Here is a 23,054-nt window from a genome sequence, read left to right as displayed (position 1 = left end):
TACGGCACGCCGTACGGGACCTGCCGGGGTGGACGGCGACCGCGACCCGCCGGGCGAGCAGGCCGCGGAGCCGCACGGAAGGTTCGCGGCTAGTCGGTGACGACGTCGTCGCGCGGGCCGCCGTAGACCGGGTTCCTGTCGTAACGCCTGTCGGTGACGAGCAGGCGGATCACCCCCGTGGGGGTCTCCTTCGCCCCTCGGACGACCTCCTCCGCCTCCCAGACGATCCAGTCGTCGCCGACGGGAGTGTCCTGTATGCGCAGTTCCCCGAAGCCCCCCGGGTTTCCCGGAGCGACGGCCATGATCAGATAAGTGACCTTCAACCCTCGCTTCCTGATCTCCGGCACCACCTCGCCCACGGTCTTCTCGTCCACCCGGAACCCCGCCAGCGAACGACCCTTGGTGGTCGCCAGGCGGGCGTCCGGGCGAACCGCCTTCGGCGCGGGGGTGTCGTCGGGTACGAGCACGCAGGGCGCCACCGGGTCGTTCATGAGGATGGTGCCGGTACTGCTCCCCCCGCCGGAGGTGGTCGTCATGGTCCAGACGAAGGTCTGACCGGGCTTGAAGAGTTTGGTGTTGATCTGCATCTGCCAGCCGGGGCCGTGCTCTTCACCCGGAATGTTCGTAGGCGGGTGGTACAGGCCCGGGGGAATGTCCGTCACGGGTGTCGCACGCGGTTCCCGGCACTTCTGTCCTTGGGGAACGTAGTTGACGACGGCGGGGACGCCGAGGTCCCGCAACCGCTCCGTCAGTCCTGCGGCGTCGCGGAAATCGCGGACCGTGATGTACACGATCCCGTTGGGGTCCTTGGTGACGGCGTAGGAGGACGCCGCGCCGCGGCCGTCCTCCAGCAGGCTCGGGCCGACCACGACACCCGTGGCGAGCACGGCCGCGGCCGCCAGGCCCAGGACCAGCCGCCGGGGACCGTAGCGGCGGGTCCTGCGTGGCTCGGCGACAACCGTGCCGGGCTCATCGGCCGTGATCGAGGCCAGCAGCGTCCGCGCCCCCGCGCCGGACGAGCCGCCTCCCGGCTTTCCGGGCTCGACCCTGGCCAGCGGTCCGACCGTGGCCTTGATCTCGTCGATGTTCTTCACAGCGACCTCCCCGCCGGAACCAGCCGGCTCTCTGACGTGAGCCGGACGCCCGCCTCGGTGAGCGCACGCGAAAAACGTCTGCGAGCGCGATAGAGCCTGATGCGTACGGCGTTGCGCGACAGGCCGAGCGCCGTGGCGATCTCCTCGCGGTCCAGGGCCTCCCAGGCGACCAGCGACAACAGCTCGCGGTCGTCCTCGGACAGGGTCCGGAACACCTGGGCGATCACGCTCAGCTCGACCCCGCTGTCGGGGGAGTCTCCGTAGAGGTCGGCCATCTCGGCGTCGAGCTCGACGCTGCGTGCCTGGCGGCGGACCTCGCCGCGGCGGTGGTTGGCCAGCACCTTGCGCGCCACGCCGTACAACCACGGCGTGGCCTCCTCCCCCGGCGGCAGTTCGTCGATCCGCCGCCAGGCGACGACGAAGGTCTCCGCCACCACGTCCGCCGCGTCCTGCGGCGAGTCACAGCGGCGCGCGGCGTAGGCCGTGATCAGGCCGTAGGCCTCCCGGTAGACGGTCTCGAATCTGGCCGGCCGTTCGTCATCCACGGGCGGTTCCCATGACCGGTCTCCTCTGTCAGCGCGAAATACGGGCATCCTCCCTATGTGCGGATCGGCCCCATCATTTCTCGTCGAACCGGGGAATCTTTGGCGTATCCGGCGTTCCCGAAAGTGCCGGCCCTTCGCGCAGCGGCACTCCTCCGGTCTCGCCCGATGGGGCGGGCGAGAAAGAGATGCCTCCCGATCCAAGCCGGGCACCCGGCTCACCCAGAAGACCAAGCGATCATCGAGGGGGGCACCGGGTTGATCGCTTGAAAGTTTCATCGGGCAAATCGGTCATTCGCCCGGTCAGTGGTCAACCGCCGGGGGCGGCTCATTGACGCTGGGGAAACCCGCTGGAAACATCGGCGCATCTCGGTGTGGGATCTCGGCGTGGGAGCGCTCCCACATGCGGACGCACCCTTCGCTCAAAGGACCCCCCGTGATCAGACCACCTGCCTGGCTCGTCCTCACCCTGGCCGCCGCCCTGGTGACCCTGACCCCACTGACACCACTACCCGCCGCCGCCGACGGCCCGGAACAGATCGTCAACGGCACCTTCGACACCGGTACGGCTCCGTGGTGGAGCACCGGCAACACCGCGCTCGAGGTCGACGGCGGCCGGCTCTGCGCCGACGTCCCCGGCGGCACCGTCAACCCGTGGGACGTCATCGTCGGCCAGGACAACGTCGCACTGGTCAAGGACGAGACGTACGAATACTCCTTCTTCGGCATCGCGACCCCCGGCCGCGTCGCCAAGGCCCTCATCCAGCTCCCGGTCGACCCCTACACCCAGTACCTGTCGGCCAACCCCGAGCTGAGCGTGTCCGGCAACGACTACGCCTACACGTTCACCTCGCCGGTCGACCTGCCGAACGGGCAGGTGGCGTTCCAGCTCGGGGGCAGCGCCACCCCCTGGAGGTTCTGCGTGGACAACGTCTCCCTCAAGGGCGGGGCCGAACCCGACGTCTACCAGCCCGACACCGGGCCGCGCGTCCGGGTGAACATGGTCGGCTACCTGCCCTCGGGGCCGAAGAACGCCACCGTGGTCACCGAGGAGACCGAGCCGGTGGGCTGGACGCTGAGGCGTGGGGGCGCGACCGTCGCCCACGGCGACACCGTCCCGCGGGGAGTGGACCCGAGCTCGCGCCAGAACGTGCACTCGATCGACTTCGGCGCGGTCACGACCCCCGGCACCGGCTACACGCTGGAGGCCGACGGCGAGACCAGCCGCCCGTTCGACATCGGCGCGAACCTCTACGAGGAGCTCAGGGCCGACGCGCTGAAGTTCTACTACACGCAGCGCAGCGGGACCCCGATCCTCGACGCCCTGCGCCCGGGGTACGGCAGGCCCGCCGGGCACGTGGGGACCGCCCCCAACCAGGGGGACGTCGCGGTGCCGTGCCAGCCCGGCGTCTGCGACTACACGCTCAACGTGAAGGGCGGCTGGTACGACGCGGGCGACCACGGCAAGTACGTCGTCAACGGCGGCATCTCCGTCCACCAGCTGATGTCCGCCTTCGAGCGCTCGAAGACCGACGGGACCCACAAGGACGGGGACCTGAACATCCCGGAGAGCGGCAACGGGGTGCCCGACATCCTGGACGAGGCCCGCTGGGAGCAGGAGTTCCTGCTCAGCATGCAGGTCCCCGACGGCAGGCCGCACGCGGGGATGGCCCACCACAAGATCCACGACGCCGCGTGGACCGGACTGCCGCTCCTGCCCCACCTCGACCCGCAGAGGCGCGAGCTGCACCCGGTCTCCACCGCCGCCACCCTCAACCTGGCCGCCACCGCGGCCCAGGCGTCCCGGCTGTTCGCGCCGTACGACGCCGCGTTCGCCGCGCGGAACCTGGCGGCGGCCCGGAAGGCCTGGGCCGCGGCGAAGGCCGACCCGGCCCGGTACGCCGACCCCGCCGACGGGGTGGGCGGCGGCGCGTACAACGACAACGACGTGACCGACGAGTTCTACTGGGCGGCCGCCGAGCTCTACATCTCGACCGGCGAGAAGGAGTTCAGGGACTACGTGCTCGCCTCCCCGCACCACACCGGGGACATCTGGCGCGACCGCGGATTCGACTGGGGCAACACCGCCCAGCTCGGCCGCCTGCAGCTGGCGAGCGTGCCCAACGCCCTTCCGGACCGGGCGCGGGTGCGACGGTCGGTGCTGGAGGGCGCCGACAAGTATCTCGCCGTCCAGAAGGCGCACCCGTACGGCCTGCCGTACAACCCGCCGGACTTCGACTGGGGCTCCAACAACCTGGTGCTGAACAACATGGTCGTGATGGCCGTCGCGCACGACATCGGCGGCGAGGCGAAATACCGCGACGGGGTGTTGGAGGGGATGGACTACCTCTTCGGCCGCAACGCCCTCAACCAGTCCTACGTGACCGGTTACGGCGAGGTCGCCTCCAAGAACCAGCACAGTCGCTGGTACGCCCACCAACTCGACGCCGCCCTGCCCAACCCGCCGCGCGGCACCCTGTCCGGCGGGCCGAACTCGAGCATCCAGGATCCGGTGGCCCAGGCCAAGCTCCGCGGTTGCGCGCCCCAGTTCTGCTACATCGACGACATCGAGTCGTGGTCCACCAACGAGCTGACCATCAACTGGAACTCCCCGCTGGCCTGGATCTCGTCCTTCCTCGCCACACCCGCCCCCGCGGGCGTCTGCACGGTGACCTACACCCTCCACGACCAGTGGCCGGGCGGATTCAACACCCAGGTCACCGTCGTCAACACCGGCAAGAAGGCGATCAACGGCTGGGCCCTGAAGTGGTCCTTCTCCGGCGGGCAGGAGGTCCGGAGTCACTGGAGCGCCGACCTGTCCCAGAGCGGCGCGACCGTGACCGCCAAGAACCTCGGCTGGAACAAGACCATCAAACCCGGTGACTCGATCACCTTCGGCTTCCTCGGCGCCGAGGCCCCCGGCCCCAACCTCAGGCCGGAACGGTTCCTCCTCAACGGAACCCTCTGCCGCTGACCTCTCGGGGCGGCCGCCCTCCTCGGCGGCCGCCCCGGGCGATCAGGCCCCTTCTGCGGGGTCCAGGCGGGGTGTGACGGCTTTGACGAGCCGGGTGGAGGCGGTCGTGGCGTAGCCGACGGCGGCCAGTACCTGTTCGCACTCCTCACGGGTCAGTTCGAGCCCCGTCAGCCGGTCGGCCAGGAGACTCATGTGGGCGGCGTACTCGGTGCAGACGAGGATGACCGCGGCGACCGGGTCGACGTCGTCCGGTCCTGCGTCGGCGGCGGGGTCAACGATGGGCGTCATACCGATCACGCTACGCCGATCGGAGCGGCGGGCATGGCGAATCCCGCTCGGTACGCGGCCGATACATGGCTGAGCGTCTGCGGATACGCAGTCTCGGCAATACGGACATCTGCTCGGCACAGGGTGGCTGACGTGCGCCATTGCGGCGTACCGAGCCCCCGGAGGTGCCTCCATGCGTCGTCCTGCCCGCCCACCGGGCGTGCCCGTCCCGGAGGCGATCACGCCGCCGCCCAGATCAGCCGATGGGCGCCCCTGGGCGACGCGCTGGCGAGACTCGGACGCAACACCCTGCCCGTCTACATCATCCACATGCCCCTGCTCGCACTACTGCACCAGGCGCTCCTGCCGGCCCTGTCCACCGGCATGGACGGCAGGCTACGGCTGCCGCTCACGGTCGCCGAACCGCTCCCGATGACCGCACTCCTGGTGTGGCTGTGCCTGACGCTTCGCCAGGGGCTCCTGAGATCCGGTGCCACCTGGCTGTTCGACCTGCCCGAAAGATGCGGCCCGGGTGTCCGGCACGCCCTCGAGGGCGAAGTCGCCCCCTTCCCGCCCGCACCTATTGCCGGCGGTCACACGGCCGAATTCCCGACGGTCCACGCACAATCAGTCTCTGGCCCGATGGGGCCGACCATCGCAAGGCAGGAGAGCCCGCCGGACACGGAGCGAGTGTGAGATCCGTCATAGCGCCGCGACAAATCCGCCCATCTCTCGCTTCAGTCTCACTGGTTTTGACGTACCACTGATTATATAATCGAATGCATATAGCTTCACGGATCGTGAGGCTATATGTCATCGAGATCGAGCCCGAGATCCAGTCTTGGCTCGAGTCGCTGTCCGAGCGCGACTACGTAAAGGTTGAAGCCCTGGCCGACCTCCTCGCCGAACAGGCAGAGACACTCGACGAGCCGTATTCCAAGCACCTTGGAGGCAGGCTACGAGAGTTACGTCTTGCGCTCACACGGCGCCAGGTAAGGATCACCTACTGGCTCGCTCCTGGCAGGCGGGTGATTCTCCTCACGGTCTTCTTCAAGACACGCCGCAAGGAAATCGGCCAGGTCGAGCGAGCCCGGCGGGCACAGGTGGAGTGTGAGATCCGTCATACCGTCGCCTCGGAGATCTACGACCGCGTTTGGAAGGACTAGTGACCACCGTGACACATGCCAAATGGGAGCGGACAGGCGCTGAGCGTCGTGCCGATGCCTATGAGGAAGCTCGCGAGGCGCTGCTTCTGGGACAGCGGGTATACAACCGCCGTATGGAACTCAGTCTCTCGCAGGCGGAGTTGGCGGAGCGGGCCGGCATGACGCAACCTCAGATATCTCGCCTGGAAACCGGAGGGGTCACTCCCACTCTGACGCTGCTGCGACGCCTGGCCAGAGCGCTGGAAGCCGAGCTGAACGTCACGTTCACACCTCACGCGGCCGCCTGACACGATCGCGAACCGGGCATGTATCCGGAGAGCCGGCTCCGTCGCAGTCGCAGGTAGGGAGACTCGCGCGACCTAAGCTGGGGGCGTGATCGAAGACATATGGGTGGACCCCGCGGTCAGCGCGCTCAGGCCGGACTTCGCGGTGCTGGTGATGGGGGTGTACGGCCTGCGCAACGGGGCGACCGACGACAGGTCGCGGAGTTGGCTGGCGGAGGCGGCGGAGAAGGCCGTGGCGGTCGACGACCCGAAGGTCGAGGCGTGGAGAGACGCCTACCGGGCGTTCGGCGCGAAGCCGCAGCGGACCAGGCCGTCGGTGGACGCGCTGGTCAGGCGTATGCCGCTGCCGGAGATCAACCTGGTGGTGGACGCCTACAACGCGATCAGCGTCAGGCACGGCCTGCCCATCGGCGGGGAGGACCTGGGCCACTACGAGGGCACGGCCAGGCTGATCCGTGCGAGTGGGGACGAGTCGTTCGAGGTCGTCGAGAAGGGCGAGCCGGCGATCGACCATCCGGAGATCGGCGAGGTGGTCTGGCGGGACGACAGCGGGGTCACCTGCCGCCGCTGGAACTGGCGGCAGTGCGTCAGGACCCGCATCACCGAGGAGACCACGGACGCGTTGTTCCTACTGGAACGGCTCGCGCCCATGTCCTTGGAGGAGCTGGACGCGGCGGGAAAAGAACTCGTCAAGATGCTGGAGGAGATCACTCCGGAAGTCCGCGTCGAGTCCCGTCTCGTCGGAGACGGTTGACCAGGACCGGAGTGGCGTAACAGATCTGCAAGGAGTGACCGTTTTAGACTGTGCTGAGAGGATCGACGCGGAAGCTGTGCTTCAGACTGGCGCAGGTTCCGGCCGAGGCGAGTAGCCTTGGACAGGTTCTCTTTCATCAACGCCGATCTGCGGAAGAGGCGATTTCCGCCGTGTCGTCTGAGTCGTCGCGGACAAACCCGCTGGCAGCCTTTGGTCAAAACGAATGGCTTGTCGACGAGCTGTATCAGAAGTACCTCCAGGATCCCGAGTCTGTGGACCGCGCCTGGTGGAACTTCTTTGCTGACTACACCCCTGATTCCGGGTCCGGCAGAGCCGCACCCCAGGGAGCGGCCACAGCCGCGCCCGCTAGCCCACCCGCTGCGACTCCGGCGACCCCGCCTGCCGCACAGCCGACCCCCGCGCCGAGGGCCAAGGCCGCCCCCGCGGCCCAACCCAAGCAGGAGACGAAGTTGCCCGCCGGCGCCGAGGAAGTCCGACTCCGTGGGGCGGCCGCCCGAACGGCGGCCAACATGGAGGCCAGCCTCGAGGTTCCGACGGCGACCAGCGTGCGCGCGGTCCCGGCGAAGCTGCTCGTCGACAACCGCATCGTGATCAATAACCACCTGTCGCGTGGTCGCGGTGGCAAGGTGTCGTTCACGCACCTGATCGGCTATGCGGTGATCAGGGCCCTCCATCTCCTCCCGGAGATGAACCACGCCTACGCCGAGGTCGACGGCAAGCCTGTCCTGGTGAAGCCGGAGCACGTCAACCTGGGCCTGGCCATCGACATCGCGAAGAGCGACGGCACCCGCCAGCTCCTCGTGCCGTCGATCAAGGCGACCGAGGACATGGACTTCCGCCAGTTCTGGGTCGCGTACGAAGACGTCGTGCGCAAGGCCAGGTCGGGCAAGCTCGGGGTCGACGACTTCGCCGGCACCACGATCTCCCTGACCAACCCGGGCACGATCGGCACCGTTCACTCCGTGCCGCGCCTGATGCCGGGACAGGGCACGATCATCGGCGTCGGCGCGATGGAGTATCCCGCCGAGTACCAGGGTGCCTCCCCCGAGACGCTCTCGCGCCTCGCGGTGAGCAAGGTCATGACGATCACCAGCACGTACGACCACCGGATCATCCAGGGCGCCCAGTCCGGCGACTTCCTGCGGCAGGTCCACCGGCTCCTGCTGGGCGAGGACGGCTTCTACGACGAGATCTTCGAAGACCTCCGGATCCCCTACGAGCCGATCCGCTGGGTCCAGGACATCTCCGCCACGCACGACGACGACGTGGCCAAGTCGGCCAGGGTCATCGAGCTGATCCACGCCTTCCGGGTCCGCGGTCACCTGATGGCCGACACCGACCCGCTCGAGTACAAGCAGCGCAAGCACCCCGACCTCGACATCAAATCGCACGGGCTGACGCTGTGGGACCTCGAGCGCGAGTTCGCCACCGGCGGCTTCGGCGGCCGGCCCCTGATGAAGCTGCGCGAGATCCTCGGCGTGCTGCGTGACTCCTACTGCCGCACCATCGGCGTCGAGTACATGCACATGCAGAACCCCGAGGAGCGCGCCTGGATCCAGGCGCGGGTGGAGCGTCCGCACGCCAAGCCCGACCGCGAGGAGCAGCTGCGGGTCCTGGAGCGGCTCAACACCGCCGAGGCGTTCGAGACGTTCCTGCAGACCAAGTTCGTCGGCCAGAAGCGCTTCTCCCTGGAGGGCGGCGAGTCCCTGATCCCGCTGCTCGACTCGGTGCTCAGCGCCGCCGCGGAGGAGGATCTCGACGAGGCCGTGGTCGGCATGGCCCACCGTGGCCGCCTCAACGTGCTGGCCAACATCGTGGGCAAGTCCTACGGCCAGATCTTCGGCGAGTTCGAGGGCAACCTCGACCCGCGCAGCGCCCACGGTTCGGGCGACGTGAAGTACCACCTGGGCTCGTCCGGCGACTTCGTCTCTCCCGACGGCTCCAAGCTCAAGACCTCGGTCGTGGCCAACCCCTCGCACCTGGAGACGGTCGACCCGGTCCTGGAGGGCGTGGTCCGCGCCAAGCAGGACCTGCTGGAGCGCGGCGAGGAGGGCTTCACCGTCCTGCCCGTGCTCGTGCACGGCGACGCGGCCTTCGCGGGCCAGGGCGTCGTGGCCGAGACCCTGAACCTCTCGCAGCTGCGCGGCTACCGCACCGGCGGCACCGTCCACATCGTGGTCAACAACCAGGTCGGCTTCACGACGAGCCCGGCGAGCTCCCGGTCCAGCGTGTACGCCACCGACGTGGCCCGGATGATCCAGGCCCCGATCTTCCACGTCAACGGGGACGACCCCGAGGCCGTGGTCCGGGTCGGGCGCCTCGCGTTCGAATACCGCCAGGCGTTCCGCAAGGACGTTGTGATCGACCTGATCTGCTACCGGCGCCGGGGCCACAACGAGGCCGACAACCCGGGCTTCACCCAGCCGCTGATGTACGACCTGATCGACGCCAAGCGCTCCACCCGCAAGCTCTACACCGAGGCGCTGATCGGCCGGGGCGACATCACGGTGGAGGAGGCCGAGGGCGCGCTCCGCGACTACCAGGCCAAGCTGGAGAACGCCTTCGCCGAGACCCGCGCGGCGGTCAAGGAGCCCACCGGCGAGTTCGCTCGCCCGATCGACCGGGAGAACGTTCCCTGGTCGCACGAGGACCACCCGACGGGCATCTCCGAGGAGACCGTCAAGCGGATCGTGGAGACCCAGCTCAACATGCCGGAGGGCTTCACGGTCCACCCGCGTCTGCTGCCGGTGCTGCAACGCCGTGGCCAGATGGTCTCCGAGGATCACATCGACTGGGGCATGGGCGAGACCCTGGCCTTCGGTTCGCTGCTGATCGACGGTCACCCCGTCCGCGTGGTCGGCCAGGACACCCGGCGAGGCACGTTCACCCAGCGCCACGCGGTGCTGGTGGACCGGGTGACGGGCGAGGAGCACACCCCGCTCAAGGCCTTCAACGAGGGCACCACGAAGTTCTACATCTACGACTCCCTGCTGAGCGAGTACGCCGCGCTCGGCTTCGAGTACGGCTACAGCGTGGAGCGTCCCGACGCGCTGGTCGCCTGGGAGGCGCAGTTCGGCGACTTCGTCAACGGCGCCCAGTCGATCATCGACGAGTACATCACCTCGGGTGAGCAGAAGTGGGGCCAGCGCTCCTCGGTCACGCTTCTGCTGCCGCACGGCCACGAGGGCCAGGGCCCGGACCACTCCTCGGCACGCATCGAGCGTTTCCTGCAGATGTGCGCCCAGGACAACATGACCGTGGCCCAGCCGACGCTCCCGGCGAACTACTTCCACCTGCTGCGCTGGCAGACGAAGTCCCAGCGGCACCGTCCGCTGGTGGTCTTCACGCCCAAGTCGCTGCTGCGGCACAAGGCGGCGGTCTCGGCGGTCAGCGAGTTCACCTCGGGGTCGTTCCGGCCGGTGCTGGGCGACACCACGGTGGATCCGAGCGGCGTCCGCAAGGTCGTGCTCTGCTCCGGCAAGGTCTACTACGACATCGCCGCGGCCCGTGACAAGCAGGGCCGCAACGACGTGGCGGTCGTCCGTCTGGAGCGGCTCTACCCGTTCCCGACGAACCCGCTCCTCGCCGAGCTGGACCGCTACGCCGGTGACATCGAGCTGGTGTGGGCGCAGGACGAGCCGATCAACATGGGCCCGTGGCCGTTCCTGACGCTGAGGCTGGCCGAGAACCCCAATGCGTTCGGAGGGCGTTCGATCAAGCGGGTCTCCCGCAAGGCGAACTCCTCCCCCGCTTCGGGCTCGCACTCCACGCACGATGCGGAGCTGCAGCAGATACTGGGCGAGATCTTCGGCTAGGGGTCGGAGACAGCGAAGCAGGCATCATCCCGAAGTCCCCCGCAGGGATCCCTGCGGGGGACTTCCCCGTTATGACAGGTGACGGCAGACGCCACCACGAGGAGAACGATGTACTTCACCGATCGGGGTATCGAGGAGCTCGTCGAGCGCCGCGGAGAGGAAACGGTCAACATCGTCTGGCTGGCCGAACGGCTACGCGAGTTCGTCGACCTGAACCCCGAGTTCGAGACCCCGGTGGAGCGGCTGGCCACGTGGCTGGCCCGGCTTGACGAAGACGAGGACGAGGACGAGTAACCGGAGCCACGAACCCGGGCCGGCAGCCCGAGCCGGCGGTCCACACCGCCGACCCGGACCGGAAGTCCACGTCGGCGGCTCGGACCGGTAGCGCGCACCGATGGCTCGAACCGGCGGTCGAGGCCGGCAGGACAACCGTCCAGGAAAGCAAAACACGATATATCTTGACCTCTCGCATGACGCGACATATCGTGTCCGATATAAGGAGGTCACGAATATGCGGCAATGGATCATCGAGAAGCCGGAGCAGCTCACCTTCGAGTCCGTGAGCAAGCTCAACGTACGAATCGTGGCGGGCAGGCTGGCGGTGCTGGCCAGCGACGGCCCTCCCACCCTTGAGGTCACCGAGGTCGGCAACCCACCGCTGATCGTCACCCATGAGGATGACGGGACACTCACCGTCACCTACAAGGACCTGACCTGGGACGGAGTGCTGGGCTGGCTGCGTCCCGGGAAGCGGGAGGCGACGCTGACGTTGACCGTGCCGAAGGAGTGCCCGATCAACGTGGGAGTGGTCTCCGCCTCCGCCGTCGTCGCCGGTTTCGAGGGCCGCACCTCGGTCAAGAGCGTCTCCGGTGAGATCGTGCTCGACGGGGTGAGCGGCGAGATCCACGCCGACACCGTCTCCGGCACCATGGAGAGCCGCAATCTGGTCGGCGACCTGTCCTTCAAGAGCATTTCCGGCGAGTTGACCGTGGCGCAGGGCACGCCCCGCCGCTTGCGTGCCACCACCGTCTCCGGCCGGATCACCGCCGACCTGGAGCTCCCGCCGACCGGTCACGTGACGCTGAACAGCGCCTCGGGCGACATCGTGCTCCGGCTTCCGCACGAGGTCGACACCGACGTCACGATCCGCTCCAACTCCGGAAAGATCAGTACCGCCTTCCCCAAGCTCGCCCAGGGCGGGAAGACGCTGACCGGCCGGATCGGTGGCGGCATGGCCTCCGTGACCGTGAGCACCATAAGCGCCGACGTCACCCTGTTGAAGGGAGAGCAGGTATGAGTCCGGTCTTCGGCCACGGACGGTTGCGGCTCTACCTTCTCAAGCTGCTGGAGGAGAGCCCTCGCCACGGCTACGAGGTGATCCGGTTGCTCCAGGACCGGTTCCTCGGCGTCTACTCCCCCTCGCCCGGCACGATCTATCCGCGTCTGGCCCGCCTGGAGGAGGAGGGACTGGTCACCCATGAGCTCGTGGACGGCAAGAAAATCTTCACCATCAGCGACCAGGGCCGCGCCGAGCTGAACGCGCGGCTCGACGAGCTCGCCGATCTGGAGCAGGAGATCTCCGACTCCGTCCGCGACATCGCCCGCGAGGTCAAGGAGGACGTGCGCGACACGGTCAAGTCGCTGCGCGAGGAGCTCACCCAGATGGCGCGCGACGTGCGCCAGGGCGCCAAACAGGACCAGCAGCACAGCGGGCAACAGGACCGGCAGGACCAGAGGCAGACCAAGCAGAACGAGCGCGAGTCCTGGCGTGAGCAGAAGGCCGAGTGGCAGCGTCAGAAGACCGAATGGCAACGCCAGAAGCGTGAGTGGCAGCGTCAGACCAACGAGTGGAAGCACGACTGGAAGCGCATCTGGGCCGGCACCTTCACCGGAGAGGGGTCACGTGCCAATGACGCCCGGCTCGGACAGATGCTGGCCGACTTCGTCGAGGAGGTTCGCGGAGACGCGGCGAACGCGCAGGTGAGCGAGGAGACCCTGGCCACCGCGCAGGACGCGCTCTACGACGCCGCCCGCCGTATCCGCGACACGCTCCGATAATCCTTTCTCGTACGGCCGAAGGCCGGGCCGTCATGGAACCGCCCGGCCTCGAAGCCGGTCCCCCCTGACAGGCCGGCCTTCTCGTATCGTGGCGAGCCCGCATCAAAGTGGCCGGCCGCCGCGGAAGTCAGTACATCCTCGCCTATGAGTGGCATAGCGATCCGTCAACAGGGTTGTTAAGGTGTGCCACGGCATGGAGAGGATCATTGTTGGCTGACAGCAGAAACGATCCCGTGGTGGTGATCGGGCTCGGCCGGTTCGGCAGTTCCCTGGCGCTGGAGCTCACCCGCAGGGGGACCGAAGTACTGGCCATCGACAGCCGGCCCAAGCTCGTACAGAGCCTGTCGGGCCAGCTCACCCATGTCGTCGCCGCCGACTCCACCGATCTCGAAGCGCTGCGCCAGCTCGGGGTGCCGGACTTCTACCGGGCCGTGGTGGCCATCGGCACCGAGCTCGAAGCCAGCATCCTGACCACCTCCCTGCTGGCCGAGCTGGAGATCGACGACATCTGGGCCAGGGCCGTCAACCACGAGCACGCCCGCATCCTGCAGCGCGTGGGCGCCCACCACGTGCTTTTGCCCGAGCACGACATGGGCGAACGGCTGGCGCACCTGCTCAACGGGCGCATGTTCGACTACATGGAAGTCGACGAGAACTACGCGCTGGTCAAGACCCGCCCGCCGCGCGAGTACATCGGCGTCCCGCTGGGAGAGTCCAACCTGCGCCGTAAATACGGGGTGACCGTCGTCTGCGTCAAGGGCAAGGACGAGGAGTTCACCTACGCCGGCGCGGGCACGGTCCTGAGCTACGACGACATCATCGTCATCGCGGGGAAGATCAAACAGGTGGAACGCTTCGCCGAACTTCCCTGACCTCCGGCCTGGTTCCGGGCGACCATTCCCACCGCGGGCAGCTACCGCGTCGACGTCTGGTATCCGGCCGACCCCGGTTACAGCAGCTCCGCGCCCTACATCGTCGCCACTTCCGGCGGTAACCAGACGGTGTACGTCGACCAGCGCTCCGGCGGCGGCGGTTGGCGCAGCCTCGGCACCTTCTCCCTCAACGCCGGTGACTACAACGTCGTCGGTGTGAGCCGGTGGACCTCCGGCGTCGGCTACGTCGTCGCCGACGCCGTCCGGATCACGCGGCCCTGAGACGAGTACGGCTCGCGCCTCGCGCGAAGGCGCGAGCCGTACTCCCCGGGAGATCACGCTGGAGCGAATCTCCGGCCGATCTCCCAAAACCCACAAGCCGCGTCCCACAGAGATCGCCCTGGAGCGAACCTCCCGGGAGACGCGATCGCGTACTCCGTAGGAATCACGCTGGAGCGGATCTCCGATCGGCCTCCGGAAAAGCGCGAGCCGTGCTCCCACAGAGATCGCCCTGGAGCGAATCTCCGGCCGATCCCTCGAAACGCACGAGTCGCGCCCGCGCGGAGATCGCCCTGGAGCGAACCGTCAGGGCAGGGTGAAAACGATCTTTCCGAACAGGTTGCCCTCGTGCATGGCGGCGAACCCCTCGCGGGCCTCGGCCAGCGGGAGTGTCCGGTCGATCAGCGGGCGGGCTCCGGTCTGCTCCAGGAAGCGGGCGAGTCTGCCCAGCTGGTCACGGGTGCCCATGGTCGAACCGACCACCGACAACTGCAGGAAGAAGACCCGGTTGAGGTCGGCCGGGGGAACCGCGCCGCTGGTCGCGCCGCAGATCACGATCCGGCCGCCGGGACGCAGCGCCTTCAGCGAATGGGCCCAGGTGGCCTCGCCGACGGTTTCCATCACCGCGTCCACCCTCTCGGGCAGCCGGGCACCGCTCTCAAAAGCCTGGTCGGCGCCGAGCTCCAGTGCCCGGGCTCGCTTCTCCTCCGAGCGGCTGGTCACCCAGACCCGGTAACCACCCGCCCTGCCCAACGTGATCAGCGCCGTGGCCACGCCGCCGCCGGCACCCTGGACCAGCACGGTCGAGCCCGGCTCCAGCTCGGCCTTCTCGAACAGCATCCGGTAGGCGGTCAGCCATGCGATCGGCAGGCAGGCAGCTTCCTCGAAACTCAGCGCGGCGGGCTTGGGCACCAGGTTGCGCCGGGGAACGGCCACCCGCTCCGCGAAGGTGCCGTCGTACTTCTCCGACAGCAGGGATCGCTTCGGGTCGAGCGTCTCGTCGGCGCCGCTGCCGATCACCGAGTGCACGATGACCTCGTTGCCGTCCTCGTCGAGTCCGGCGGCGTCACCGCCGAGCACCATCGGCAACTGGTCCTGGCGGATGCCCACGCCCTTGAGCGTGAACAGGTCGTGGTGGTTGAGCGAGGCGGCCTTCACCGTGACGGTGGTCCAGCCTTCGGGAACCTTCGGCTCGGGGCGTTCACCGAGCGTGAGTCCGGCAAGGGGATTGTCGGGATCGATCTGGGTGGCGGTTACAGCGAACATGGCCGCACCCTACGCCACCTGCTTGATCACGATGCCGTTGATCGCCCGTTCGACGAACCCACGCTCTCCTGAAATCGCCACGTACACCCCGTCCTGGCAGGCCTCGGCGGAGAAACGGCGTCGCTGCTGGATGACCGAGAGCTCGATCGACTCGACGTCGCAGCCCGGCACCGGTGCGAGCACCAGCAACGCCTCCCTCGCCCCGCCGAACCAGAGTTGCGGTCCCACCCGCTCGCTCTCGAGGCCCTCGCCCGCCCGCGCCAGCAGGATCGGAGGCTTGGCACTGAGCACGAGATAGCCGCCCTTGGTCACCTTGCCGCGCAGGTTCTTGGCCCAGAGCAGCCGCTGCTCGAAGGGCATGCCGTCCCTCTCGTCGTGCAGCGCCATGTACCAGGGGCCGTAGGAGAACAGCAGCACTTCTCCCTCGGCGGGACTCATGGGGTGCCAGAGCGTGGTCTTCCCGGTCAGTTTCCGGATCATCGGCTTTCCCATGGCGACCCCGGCCGGCCCTCCCGGAGGCGCGGTCAGCTGCCGGTACAGATCCTTGTGTCCGTCCAGCCAGGCCCCCTGAGCAGGCCGTACTCCCAACTTGGCCAGGCCCAGCTCGGCGGGATAGCCGACCTCGGCCTTGGAACCGTCGGGGAAGACCACGTCCAGGATCTCCCTGCCGTCCTCGCGCCGCGGCTTCGGATAGAGGGCGTTGGGGACCTCCTCCACGGTGACCCGCGCCGGGATGGATACGGGATCGGGAGACACCGGCAGCTCATCGGACCGCCGATCGGCCAGCAGTACGATCACCGGAACGGCCACGAGCACGGCCAGCACCGCGAACCCGATCCAGCGCCGAGGGCCCTTCGGGGCCTCCATCTCGGCGATGTCGTATCTGCCGTCGGCCATGTCTCAGGCTGCCTTTTTGATCACGTACGGCTCCCCCGCAGCGATCCGGGAGGCTGCCGTCCGGAGGAGCGACTGCGGGGCCGTACCGCCGAGGTAGGGGATGCGGGCATCTCCACTCATGAAAGCATCCAACCAGAACAGAGTTCGAGTTAATAGTCCGGAGTTTCCCGAGTTGCTTGAGAAACCGGCGATAATCGATGGTACCGATGTTGTCCGAGGTGCCCGATAAGGCGTCAAAAACCCGCATTGACCTGCATGAATACCCATTCGTTAAACTATAACTAATTGCTATTTTAATAACGGGATCGCATCGAAGGGAACCATCTCAGACTTTTTCACGTCATTTCATCGCCGAGCGCTTGATCCATTCAGTAACGTTCCGATCGTTTTCCCGGCACGAAGATGTCCCGTCTTCACGCCGAGAACGAAAGGAGCTCCCTTGAATTCCCGAGCACGGCGCCTCACGATCCCCCTCACCGGCCTTCTCATGATCGCCGGAATGATCGGCGCCACCACCAGTGCCAACGCCGGCGCTGCCCCCAAGGACGTCATCAGTTCCCAGGCCTCGGAGACGCCTACGGAGGCGACCTCCTTCTGGTCACCGGAGCGGATGCGTAAGGCCACCGACGCGACGGGCGACATCGACCTGAGCGTCAAGGGTGGTTCGCCCTCCACCGCCGCGGGCCCCGACGGCCCCGTCGGGTCGGTTCCGCCGATCGGCGGGGAGGGCACCAAGACCCTCAAGAGCAAGCAGGTCAACCTGCCCAACACCGTCGGCCGGGTCTTCTTCACCCTGCCCAAGTCCAACCCCGCGGACCCGAAGAGCTGGAAGTACTGCTCCGGCAGCTCCGTCCAGGGCAAGTACCGCAACCTGGTCGCCACCTCGGCGCACTGCGTGTACGACGTGAAGACCAACCAGTTCTACGACAACTGGATCTTCATCCCGTCCTACTGGGACGGCGACCAGGCGTGGGACGGCAAGAACCCCTACGGCATCTACGCGGCCAAGTGGTTCAACGCCCACGACGACTTCGTCGTGAAGGAGGACTACGACTTCGACTACGCCTTCGTCAACGTCAGCTCCGGGTTCAAGGTGAACTGGGAGAAGGGCGCCGACGGCAAGTGGAAGCCGCTCATCAAGAACGTCGGCCGGCTCGGTGACAACGTCGGCGGCCAGGGCTTCGCCTGGAACCAGAAGGTCAAGAGCACGGTCTTCTCCTTCGGTTACCCGGCCGGCCTGCACCCCGACGGGGACAAGCCTTTCACCGGTCGCACCATGAAGTGGTGCTACGGCACGACCGGCGCCATGCCGGCCGCACCGAAGTACAACGTCCAGGAGCACATCGGCTTCAAGTGCTCGTTCACCGCGGGCGCGAGCGGCGGCCCCTGGCTGCTCAAGTACAAGAACTCCACCCGGACCGGCTACCTGGTCGGCGTCAACAGCATCGCCTGGGACACCGACAAGAACGACCGGTACGACAAGATCTCCTCGCCGTACTTCAACGGCGACACCCACAAGGTCTACACGACCGCTGCCAACCGCTGGACCAAGTAACCCGCTCGATCGGCCGGTTGTAAGGCCATTCGGCCGGCCGGAGTGACGAGGGGCCCGGTCTTCGGACCGGGTCCCTTCACCCCTTCGCCTTCATCGATTCGACAGCTTGGCGGCTCCAGCGGTTGCAGTGGCTTCGGCGGCCGTAGTGGTTTTGGCGGTCTGTGCGGTTCCGGCCGCTCCCGTGTCACCCCGGTGCCGGGGACGCCACGGGCGCCACGAGCCCTTGGGGCTCCAGCCCCAGGAGTTCCAGAAGGCGAAGACCGGGCCGGTCTCGGCCCACAGCGAGCAGGCGTTACCGAAGGTCCGCTCGAATCGGATGAACTCGTCGTTCCAGATACCGGTCGCGCTCACGGTGACCGGGTCGTACTGCAACGTACAGATCACCCCCCGCGGCGGGACGAGGTCGGCGGGATGACCTCCCACCTCCTCCAGCACCTCACACGCCCACTCCGGGTCGGAGTGCGTGCCGCCCGGCGGATCGCACCGAAGCAGGGCATGCCCCGTCACGGGCGCGGACCTCTCTCCCTTCGCGATGGTCAGCGTGAGCGTCTTCACGGTGGATGGAGGTTCGACAGCGCTCGAAACCGCCCCGTTCCCGGCGGGACGATCCGGATGGGGCAGAACCGGTTTCTCCGAGGACGGATCAAAGCCGTCAGGCGGCGGTTCCGTGACCGCGCCGGCCGTACCGGAGAGAAGGAAGAGCCCAGCGGTGACCAGACAGAGAAGACGTCGCATGAGATCCCCCGATTACGCGTGACGCTGGATGCCCGTTCAGCCTCCCGTGGCCGCCCCGCCCGGGCAACAACCGCCTCCGGCGTTTTCGCAGGTCACGCTCATGTACGGCGTGCGACTCCGCGTACGGCCGAGCGCAGCTAGATCAGACGCGGATCATGAACCTCCGGTTCCACCCATTTGATAACGAAATCATATCGGTCCGAACCCATGCCCGTTTTGTGGCTTTTTAACCCTTCTTTGCCTAGTACGGTCACGTCTTATCTCTTTACTCATGTGTGGATTGCGTCCCGAGTGATCCATGACCCCTCGAGTGATCCATGAAGTACAAGGAGCTAAATTGAACCCCCGAGTCAAGCGCCTGGTCCTCCCCCTCGGAGGGGCCCTCGTGGTCACCTCCATGATCGGCGCATCCTTCTCCAGCGCGGCTCAGGCCGCGCCCGACCCCGACGCCAAGACGACGGCGCTCACGTCCTCCGGTAACGCGAAGGCCATCGCGGGCTACTGGACGGCCTCGAAGCTGAAGTCCGCGACGACCTATCTCGCCGACTCCACCGTCTCCGCCAAGCTCACCAAGACCGGCGCCGCCAGGGCGGCCGCCGACGGCAAGCCGGGCGTCGTCGCCCCGACCGGCGAGGGCGGCAAGACCGCCGGTGTCTCCAAGAACCTGAACCTGCCCATCACCGTCGGCAAGGTCTTCTTCATCGACGACAAGGGCAAGGAGCGTTGGTGCTCCGGCAGCTCCGTGCAGTCGAAGTACCGCAACCTGGTCGCCACGGCCGGCCACTGCGTCTATGACACCGACACGAACAAGCCCTTCAACAACTTCGTGTTCATCCCCGGCTACTACCAGGGCAAGGCGCCCTGGGGCATCTACGTCGGCGCCAAGGTCAACACCCACGACGACTTCACGGTCTACGAGGACTACGACTACGACTACGCCTTCGTCAACGTCTACAACGGCATCAAGCAGCAGCCCGAAAAGGAAGTCGACTACAAGACCTACAAGGCACATGTCGACAAGGGCGGCGTAGGCCGTGAGACCTCCACCAACGTCGACTTCGAGACCTACGACAAGTGGACCCAGAAGGGCGGCCTCGGCAAGGTCGACAACGTCTCCTCGGAAGACGAGGTGGGCCCGCAGTACAACGGCGCCCTGGCAGTCGCGTCCGAGACCGACAAATGGACCTGGGAGAAGGTCACCGGCGAGGTCTACGGCCTGAAAGACGACAAGGTCACCCTCAAGGGCAACGCGCTTCCCCAGGCCTCGTGGCCCAAGACCGGATCCAAGGTCGAGAGCCGCATCGAGAACGTCACCAAGACCGAGTACGACGCGTACAAGGGCCCGGGCTACAAGAAGGTCGACGCCAAGGGCAACTACACCATCACGTACTACTACGTGGTGAAGTACATCAAGAAGACCGCGACCGTGAAGTACGTGATCTTCCGTCACTACATCTCGACCGTGGCCGACGCCGGCCGCCTGGGCGACAACGTCGGTGGCCAGGGCTTCAGCTGGAACCAGAAGCTGGGCAAGAAGGTCTTCACCTTCGGCTACCCGACCGCTCCCCACCTGGACGGTGACAAGCCGTACTCCGGACAGACGCAGAAGTGGTGCTACGGCACGACCGCCGCCGCGCCCGTCGTCTCGGCGTACAAGGCCCAGGAGCAGCAGGCGATCAAGTGCGCCTTCACCCCGGGCGCCAGCGGTGGCCCCTTCCTGCTCCAGTACAAGAGCAGCAAGCGGACCGGTTACCTCAACGGCGTTGTGAGCCTGACGATCGACAGCGACAAGAACGGTCGCTACGACCGGGTGACCACCCCGTACTTCAACGGTGACACCTACGGCATCTACAAGTACGCCGCCAACCTCTGGACCGGGAAGCTTCCGGCCTAGGTCACTGACGTTCTGAACGTGGAAGGGCCCGGCATCCGCCGGGCCCTTCCACGGGCCTCACGGGCCGCTTATGCACCCGGAGACAGACTGGCCGGGTAACGGACTGAGAGCGGATCGGCAAAGGGAACTGCCCAAAAGTAAGTTGATCTGAAAAAATCACCCATTAACACCTTGCTTCACTCTGGGCTTCGGAAAGGAACGGTCCTCTTGTCTCCCCGCGTACGGCGACTCACGTCCGCACTCGGCGCTCTGCTCGCCGCATGCGTGACCATGACGTCCGCGTTCGCCGGGAGCGCCGCGGCCACCCCCTACAACGGAGTGCCCAACGGCATCACGTCGATCACCCTGACGAAGAACAGCGCCGACATGAAGCGGGTCGCCGAATACTGGAACCCGGCCAAGCTCAAGCAGGTCATGAACAACGTCCCGGCCAATCCCGAGATGAAGTCCAGCGCTACCAGTTCCTCGGCCTCTCCCACGTCCACCGGTGCGAGCGGGGCCGTCACCTCCCCGGCGGTAACCGCCACGACGAGCTCCGGCACCTCCTCCCAGCTCGTCAAGCCCACCCTCCCGAAAAAGAGACCTCCGGCCACCGGAACCTCGCCGGTGACCGTCGGCAAGGTGTTCTTCCGGATCGGTGACAAGGACTTCTGGTGTTCCGCCTCATCGGTGGCATCGGTCAACCACGACCTGGTCGCCACGGCCGCGCACTGTGCCTACGACGCCAAGCAGGGCAAGCCGGCCAGCTACTGGATCTTCATCCCGGGCTACAACAAGGGGGAGACTCCGTACGGGATCTACGTCGGCCACTCTCTGAACCTGCACGAGAGCTTCGTCGGCCGGGGTGACTACGACTACGACTACGCGTTTGTCACCGTGCACGACGGGTTCGTATGGAAGCCGAGCAAGACGGCCGGCACTTACGAGATGCAGACCGTCGGGAGCCTGGAGGACAACGTCGGCGGGCAGGGCCTGGCGGTCAACCGCGGTGTCCGCCTGTACACCCTGGCCTTCGGTTATCCCGCGGCTCCCCATATCGACGGCAGCAGGCCGTACGACGGCCAGCAGCTGAAGTCGTGCGACGGGCTCACCACCAGGCAGCAGGCCCCCACCCGGCTGGTCGAGGAGGGCATCGCGCTGAAATGCGGGTTCACCGCCGGCGCGAGCGGCGGTCCCTGGTTGATCGGCTACGACACCAAGCATGCCGTGGGGTATCTCAACGGTGTCAACAGCTTCACCTGGGACACCAACACCGATCGGATCTACGACCAGATCTCCTCGCCGTACTTCAAGATGTCGACCTTCATCGTCTACCGGTGGGCGGCAAGCCAGCGAGTGAGTTAGTCCCAAAGAACCTCCTCCCCCAGACGAGGATTCTCTTCTGTCTCACCCCTGCGGGGCCCGGCGCGCGCCGGGCCCCGCAGTCGTTTCGGGGGAGTCTGCGGGCTCTGCTCCGGGTCGTCTGCGGGGGCATTAGACGTAGCCACGGACGAATCGGTGCCATCAGGTCCATGTGATCTGCATCACAGTCGAACCATCACTTAACGTACCAAATCGCCTACGCAACATCAGTAACTTTTGCAACAGGCTCGCGCCCATCTGGGCAAACAGGGCATCTGGGCCTCAAACGCGGCAGGACTTCCAGAGTCACTCAAACATCACGAAAAGATCTCGGCGCCTCAGATGGGTTCTTCCCATGCCGAACCGACTTCCGGTTCCCAAGATCGACACTGTATGTTTCTGGCATTCCCTTTACTGACGCATGGGACGCAAGAAGCGTTCCACATCAGACCAAGGAGTTTTCCCTTGAAGCGCATCCTCCTCCCCGCCGGTGGCGCACTGCTCGCCACCGGTCTGCTGGCCGCCGGCCTGGTCGGCACCGCTAGCGCCAACGCCAACCCGGACTGGGCCTCGGACACGATGGCCAAGGACGCCCCCACGGCTGCGGAGACCGCGGCCTACTGGACCGAGGCGCAGGGCACCACGAACAACTTCGCCAAGGCGACCGCTTACACCACCGAGACCGTCGCGGCCTCGAAGCTGAGCTCCTCGGGCGGTTACACCCCCGATGGCAAGCCCGGCGTGGTCGCCCCGATCGGCGAGGAGAAGGCCACCACCTCGGTGGTCAAGAACGTCAACCTTCCCAAGTCCATTGGCAAGGTGTTCTTCCTCGACGCCGCCGGCAAGCAGCGCTGGTGCTCGGCCACCTCGATCCAGTCCAAGTACCGCAACCTGGTCGCCACCGCCGGTCACTGCGTCTACGACGACAAGGCCAACGCCAGCGTCATGGACAAGTGGGTCTTCGTGCCCGGCTACTACCAGGGCAAGACCCCGTGGGGCATCTACGTCGGTAAGACCGCCTACGTGCACTACGACTTCAGCGTGTACAACGACCGCGACCGCGACTACGCGTTCGTGACCGTTTACAACGGTGTGCAGGTTGGTGGCGCCGGCAAGGAAGTTTCCTACGCCGACTACCAGGCCTACAACGGTGAGAAGTCTGAGAAGGCTGAGACCGTCGCCACGTTCGAGGAGTACGACAAGCTGACGCAGAAGGGTTACGTCGGCAAGGTCGAGGACG

At 66.7% G+C, this 23,054-nt stretch carries 20 protein-coding genes and 1 pseudogene; 15 read left to right on the top strand and 6 right to left on the bottom strand.

Features of this window, described 5'->3' with window-relative positions:
• Positions 1-89 precede the first annotated feature (89 nt).
• Together CHC08_RS42055 and CHC08_RS42050 are read right to left on the bottom strand one after the other, a co-directional pair.
• Positions 90-1,094, bottom strand: coding sequence for a hypothetical protein (locus CHC08_RS42055; protein WP_089212984.1), 1,005 nt, complete (start codon positions 1,092-1,094; stop codon positions 90-92).
• The gene (locus tag CHC08_RS42050; RefSeq protein ID WP_089212983.1) at positions 1,091-1,639 is read right to left on the bottom strand and encodes an RNA polymerase sigma factor; all 549 of its coding nucleotides are present in this window, start codon (positions 1,637-1,639) and stop codon (positions 1,091-1,093) included. Before CHC08_RS42050 ends, CHC08_RS42055 begins: the two co-directional genes overlap by 4 nt.
• Positions 1,640-2,072: 433 nt before the next feature.
• On the opposite strand from CHC08_RS42050, the gene CHC08_RS42045 reads away from it, so the two are divergent.
• Positions 2,073-4,610 (top strand): glycoside hydrolase family 9 protein, encoded by a 2,538-nt coding sequence (locus CHC08_RS42045; protein WP_275937247.1) that lies wholly within the window; start codon positions 2,073-2,075, stop codon positions 4,608-4,610.
• A 42-nt stretch (positions 4,611-4,652) separates the two neighbouring features.
• On the opposite strand, the gene CHC08_RS42040 is transcribed toward CHC08_RS42045, so the two are convergent.
• Positions 4,653-4,898 carry a hypothetical protein gene (locus CHC08_RS42040; RefSeq protein WP_089212981.1) on the bottom strand — a complete coding sequence of 82 codons (246 nt, stop codon included), beginning with the start codon at positions 4,896-4,898 and terminating at the stop codon, positions 4,653-4,655.
• Between the two features lie 132 nt (positions 4,899-5,030).
• Between CHC08_RS42040 and CHC08_RS42035 the strand changes: the two genes are divergently transcribed.
• The 10 genes and pseudogenes from CHC08_RS42035 to CHC08_RS53170 all read left to right on the top strand — a co-directional run.
• Positions 5,031-5,573: a hypothetical protein gene (locus CHC08_RS42035; protein WP_143653588.1), complete on the top strand. Its 543-nt coding sequence runs from the start codon at positions 5,031-5,033 to the stop codon at positions 5,571-5,573.
• Between the two features lie 104 nt (positions 5,574-5,677).
• Entirely contained in the window at positions 5,678-6,043 is a 366-nt protein-coding gene (locus CHC08_RS42030) for a type II toxin-antitoxin system RelE/ParE family toxin (protein ID WP_245878904.1), read from the top strand.
• Positions 6,043-6,330 (top strand): helix-turn-helix domain-containing protein, encoded by a 288-nt coding sequence (locus CHC08_RS52650; protein ID WP_338055731.1) that lies wholly within the window; start codon positions 6,043-6,045, stop codon positions 6,328-6,330. Before CHC08_RS42030 ends, CHC08_RS52650 begins: the two co-directional genes overlap by 1 nt.
• 85 nt (positions 6,331-6,415) lie before the next feature.
• Positions 6,416-7,081, top strand: a complete 666-nt coding sequence (locus CHC08_RS42020) for a B3/B4 domain-containing protein (RefSeq protein ID WP_089212978.1) — start codon at positions 6,416-6,418, stop codon at positions 7,079-7,081.
• Positions 7,082-7,251: 170 nt separating this feature from the next.
• Positions 7,252-10,917 carry a multifunctional oxoglutarate decarboxylase/oxoglutarate dehydrogenase thiamine pyrophosphate-binding subunit/dihydrolipoyllysine-residue succinyltransferase subunit gene (locus tag CHC08_RS42015; RefSeq protein WP_089212977.1) on the top strand — a complete coding sequence of 1,222 codons (3,666 nt, stop codon included), beginning with the start codon at positions 7,252-7,254 and terminating at the stop codon, positions 10,915-10,917.
• Positions 10,918-11,025: 108 nt separating this feature from the next.
• Positions 11,026-11,211 (top strand): DUF6104 family protein, encoded by a 186-nt coding sequence (locus CHC08_RS42010; RefSeq protein WP_089212976.1) that lies wholly within the window; start codon positions 11,026-11,028, stop codon positions 11,209-11,211.
• Between the two features lie 217 nt (positions 11,212-11,428).
• The gene (locus CHC08_RS42005; RefSeq protein WP_089212975.1) at positions 11,429-12,214 is read left to right on the top strand and encodes a DUF4097 family beta strand repeat-containing protein; all 786 of its coding nucleotides are present in this window, start codon (positions 11,429-11,431) and stop codon (positions 12,212-12,214) included.
• A complete protein-coding gene (locus CHC08_RS42000) occupies positions 12,211-12,975 on the top strand; it encodes a PadR family transcriptional regulator (RefSeq protein ID WP_089212974.1) in 765 nt (254 codons plus the stop codon). The genes CHC08_RS42005 and CHC08_RS42000 overlap by 4 nt, the downstream gene beginning before the upstream one ends.
• 209 nt (positions 12,976-13,184) lie before the next feature.
• The gene (locus CHC08_RS41995; RefSeq protein WP_179282524.1) at positions 13,185-13,847 is read left to right on the top strand and encodes a potassium channel family protein; all 663 of its coding nucleotides are present in this window, start codon (positions 13,185-13,187) and stop codon (positions 13,845-13,847) included.
• 18 nt (positions 13,848-13,865) lie between these two features.
• Positions 13,866-14,129 (top strand): annotated as a pseudogene (locus tag CHC08_RS53170) (golvesin C-terminal-like domain-containing protein); the annotation flags it as partial.
• Positions 14,130-14,432: 303 nt separating this feature from the next.
• On the opposite strand, the gene CHC08_RS41985 reads toward CHC08_RS53170, so the two are convergent.
• Together CHC08_RS41985 and CHC08_RS50185 are read right to left on the bottom strand one after the other, a co-directional pair.
• On the bottom strand, positions 14,433-15,392 hold the full coding sequence (locus CHC08_RS41985) for a zinc-binding dehydrogenase (RefSeq protein ID WP_089212973.1): 960 nt from the start codon (positions 15,390-15,392) through the stop codon (positions 14,433-14,435).
• Positions 15,393-15,401: 9 nt separating this feature from the next.
• Entirely contained in the window at positions 15,402-16,289 is an 888-nt protein-coding gene (locus tag CHC08_RS50185; RefSeq protein ID WP_089212972.1) for a hypothetical protein, read from the bottom strand.
• 439 nt (positions 16,290-16,728) lie between these two features.
• On the opposite strand from CHC08_RS50185, the gene CHC08_RS41975 reads away from it, so the two are divergent.
• Entirely contained in the window at positions 16,729-17,844 is a 1,116-nt protein-coding gene (locus CHC08_RS41975; RefSeq protein WP_089212971.1) for a trypsin-like serine peptidase, read from the top strand.
• Between the two features lie 90 nt (positions 17,845-17,934).
• Here CHC08_RS41975 and CHC08_RS41970 read toward each other — a convergent pair whose 3' ends face one another.
• The gene (locus tag CHC08_RS41970) at positions 17,935-18,399 is read right to left on the bottom strand and encodes an SSI family serine proteinase inhibitor (protein ID WP_179282523.1); all 465 of its coding nucleotides are present in this window, start codon (positions 18,397-18,399) and stop codon (positions 17,935-17,937) included.
• Between the two features lie 517 nt (positions 18,400-18,916).
• Between CHC08_RS41970 and CHC08_RS41965 the strand changes: the two genes are divergently transcribed.
• From CHC08_RS41965 to CHC08_RS41955, 3 genes are all read left to right on the top strand, one after another.
• A complete protein-coding gene (locus CHC08_RS41965; protein WP_245878901.1) occupies positions 18,917-20,473 on the top strand; it encodes a trypsin-like serine peptidase in 1,557 nt (518 codons plus the stop codon).
• A 207-nt stretch (positions 20,474-20,680) separates the two neighbouring features.
• Positions 20,681-21,817, top strand: coding sequence for a trypsin-like serine peptidase (locus tag CHC08_RS41960; protein WP_089212968.1), 1,137 nt, complete (start codon positions 20,681-20,683; stop codon positions 21,815-21,817).
• A 462-nt stretch (positions 21,818-22,279) separates the two neighbouring features.
• A partial coding sequence (locus tag CHC08_RS41955; protein WP_420823611.1) for a trypsin-like serine peptidase occupies positions 22,280-23,054 on the top strand: 775 nt, incomplete at its 3' end.

Source organism: Streptosporangium subroseum, from assembly GCF_900188345.1.
Classification (GTDB): Bacteria; Actinomycetota; Actinomycetes; order Streptosporangiales; family Streptosporangiaceae; genus Streptosporangium; species Streptosporangium subroseum.
The sequence above is the reverse complement of the archived record's forward strand: the minus strand, read 5'-3'. Positions and strand labels throughout refer to the sequence as shown.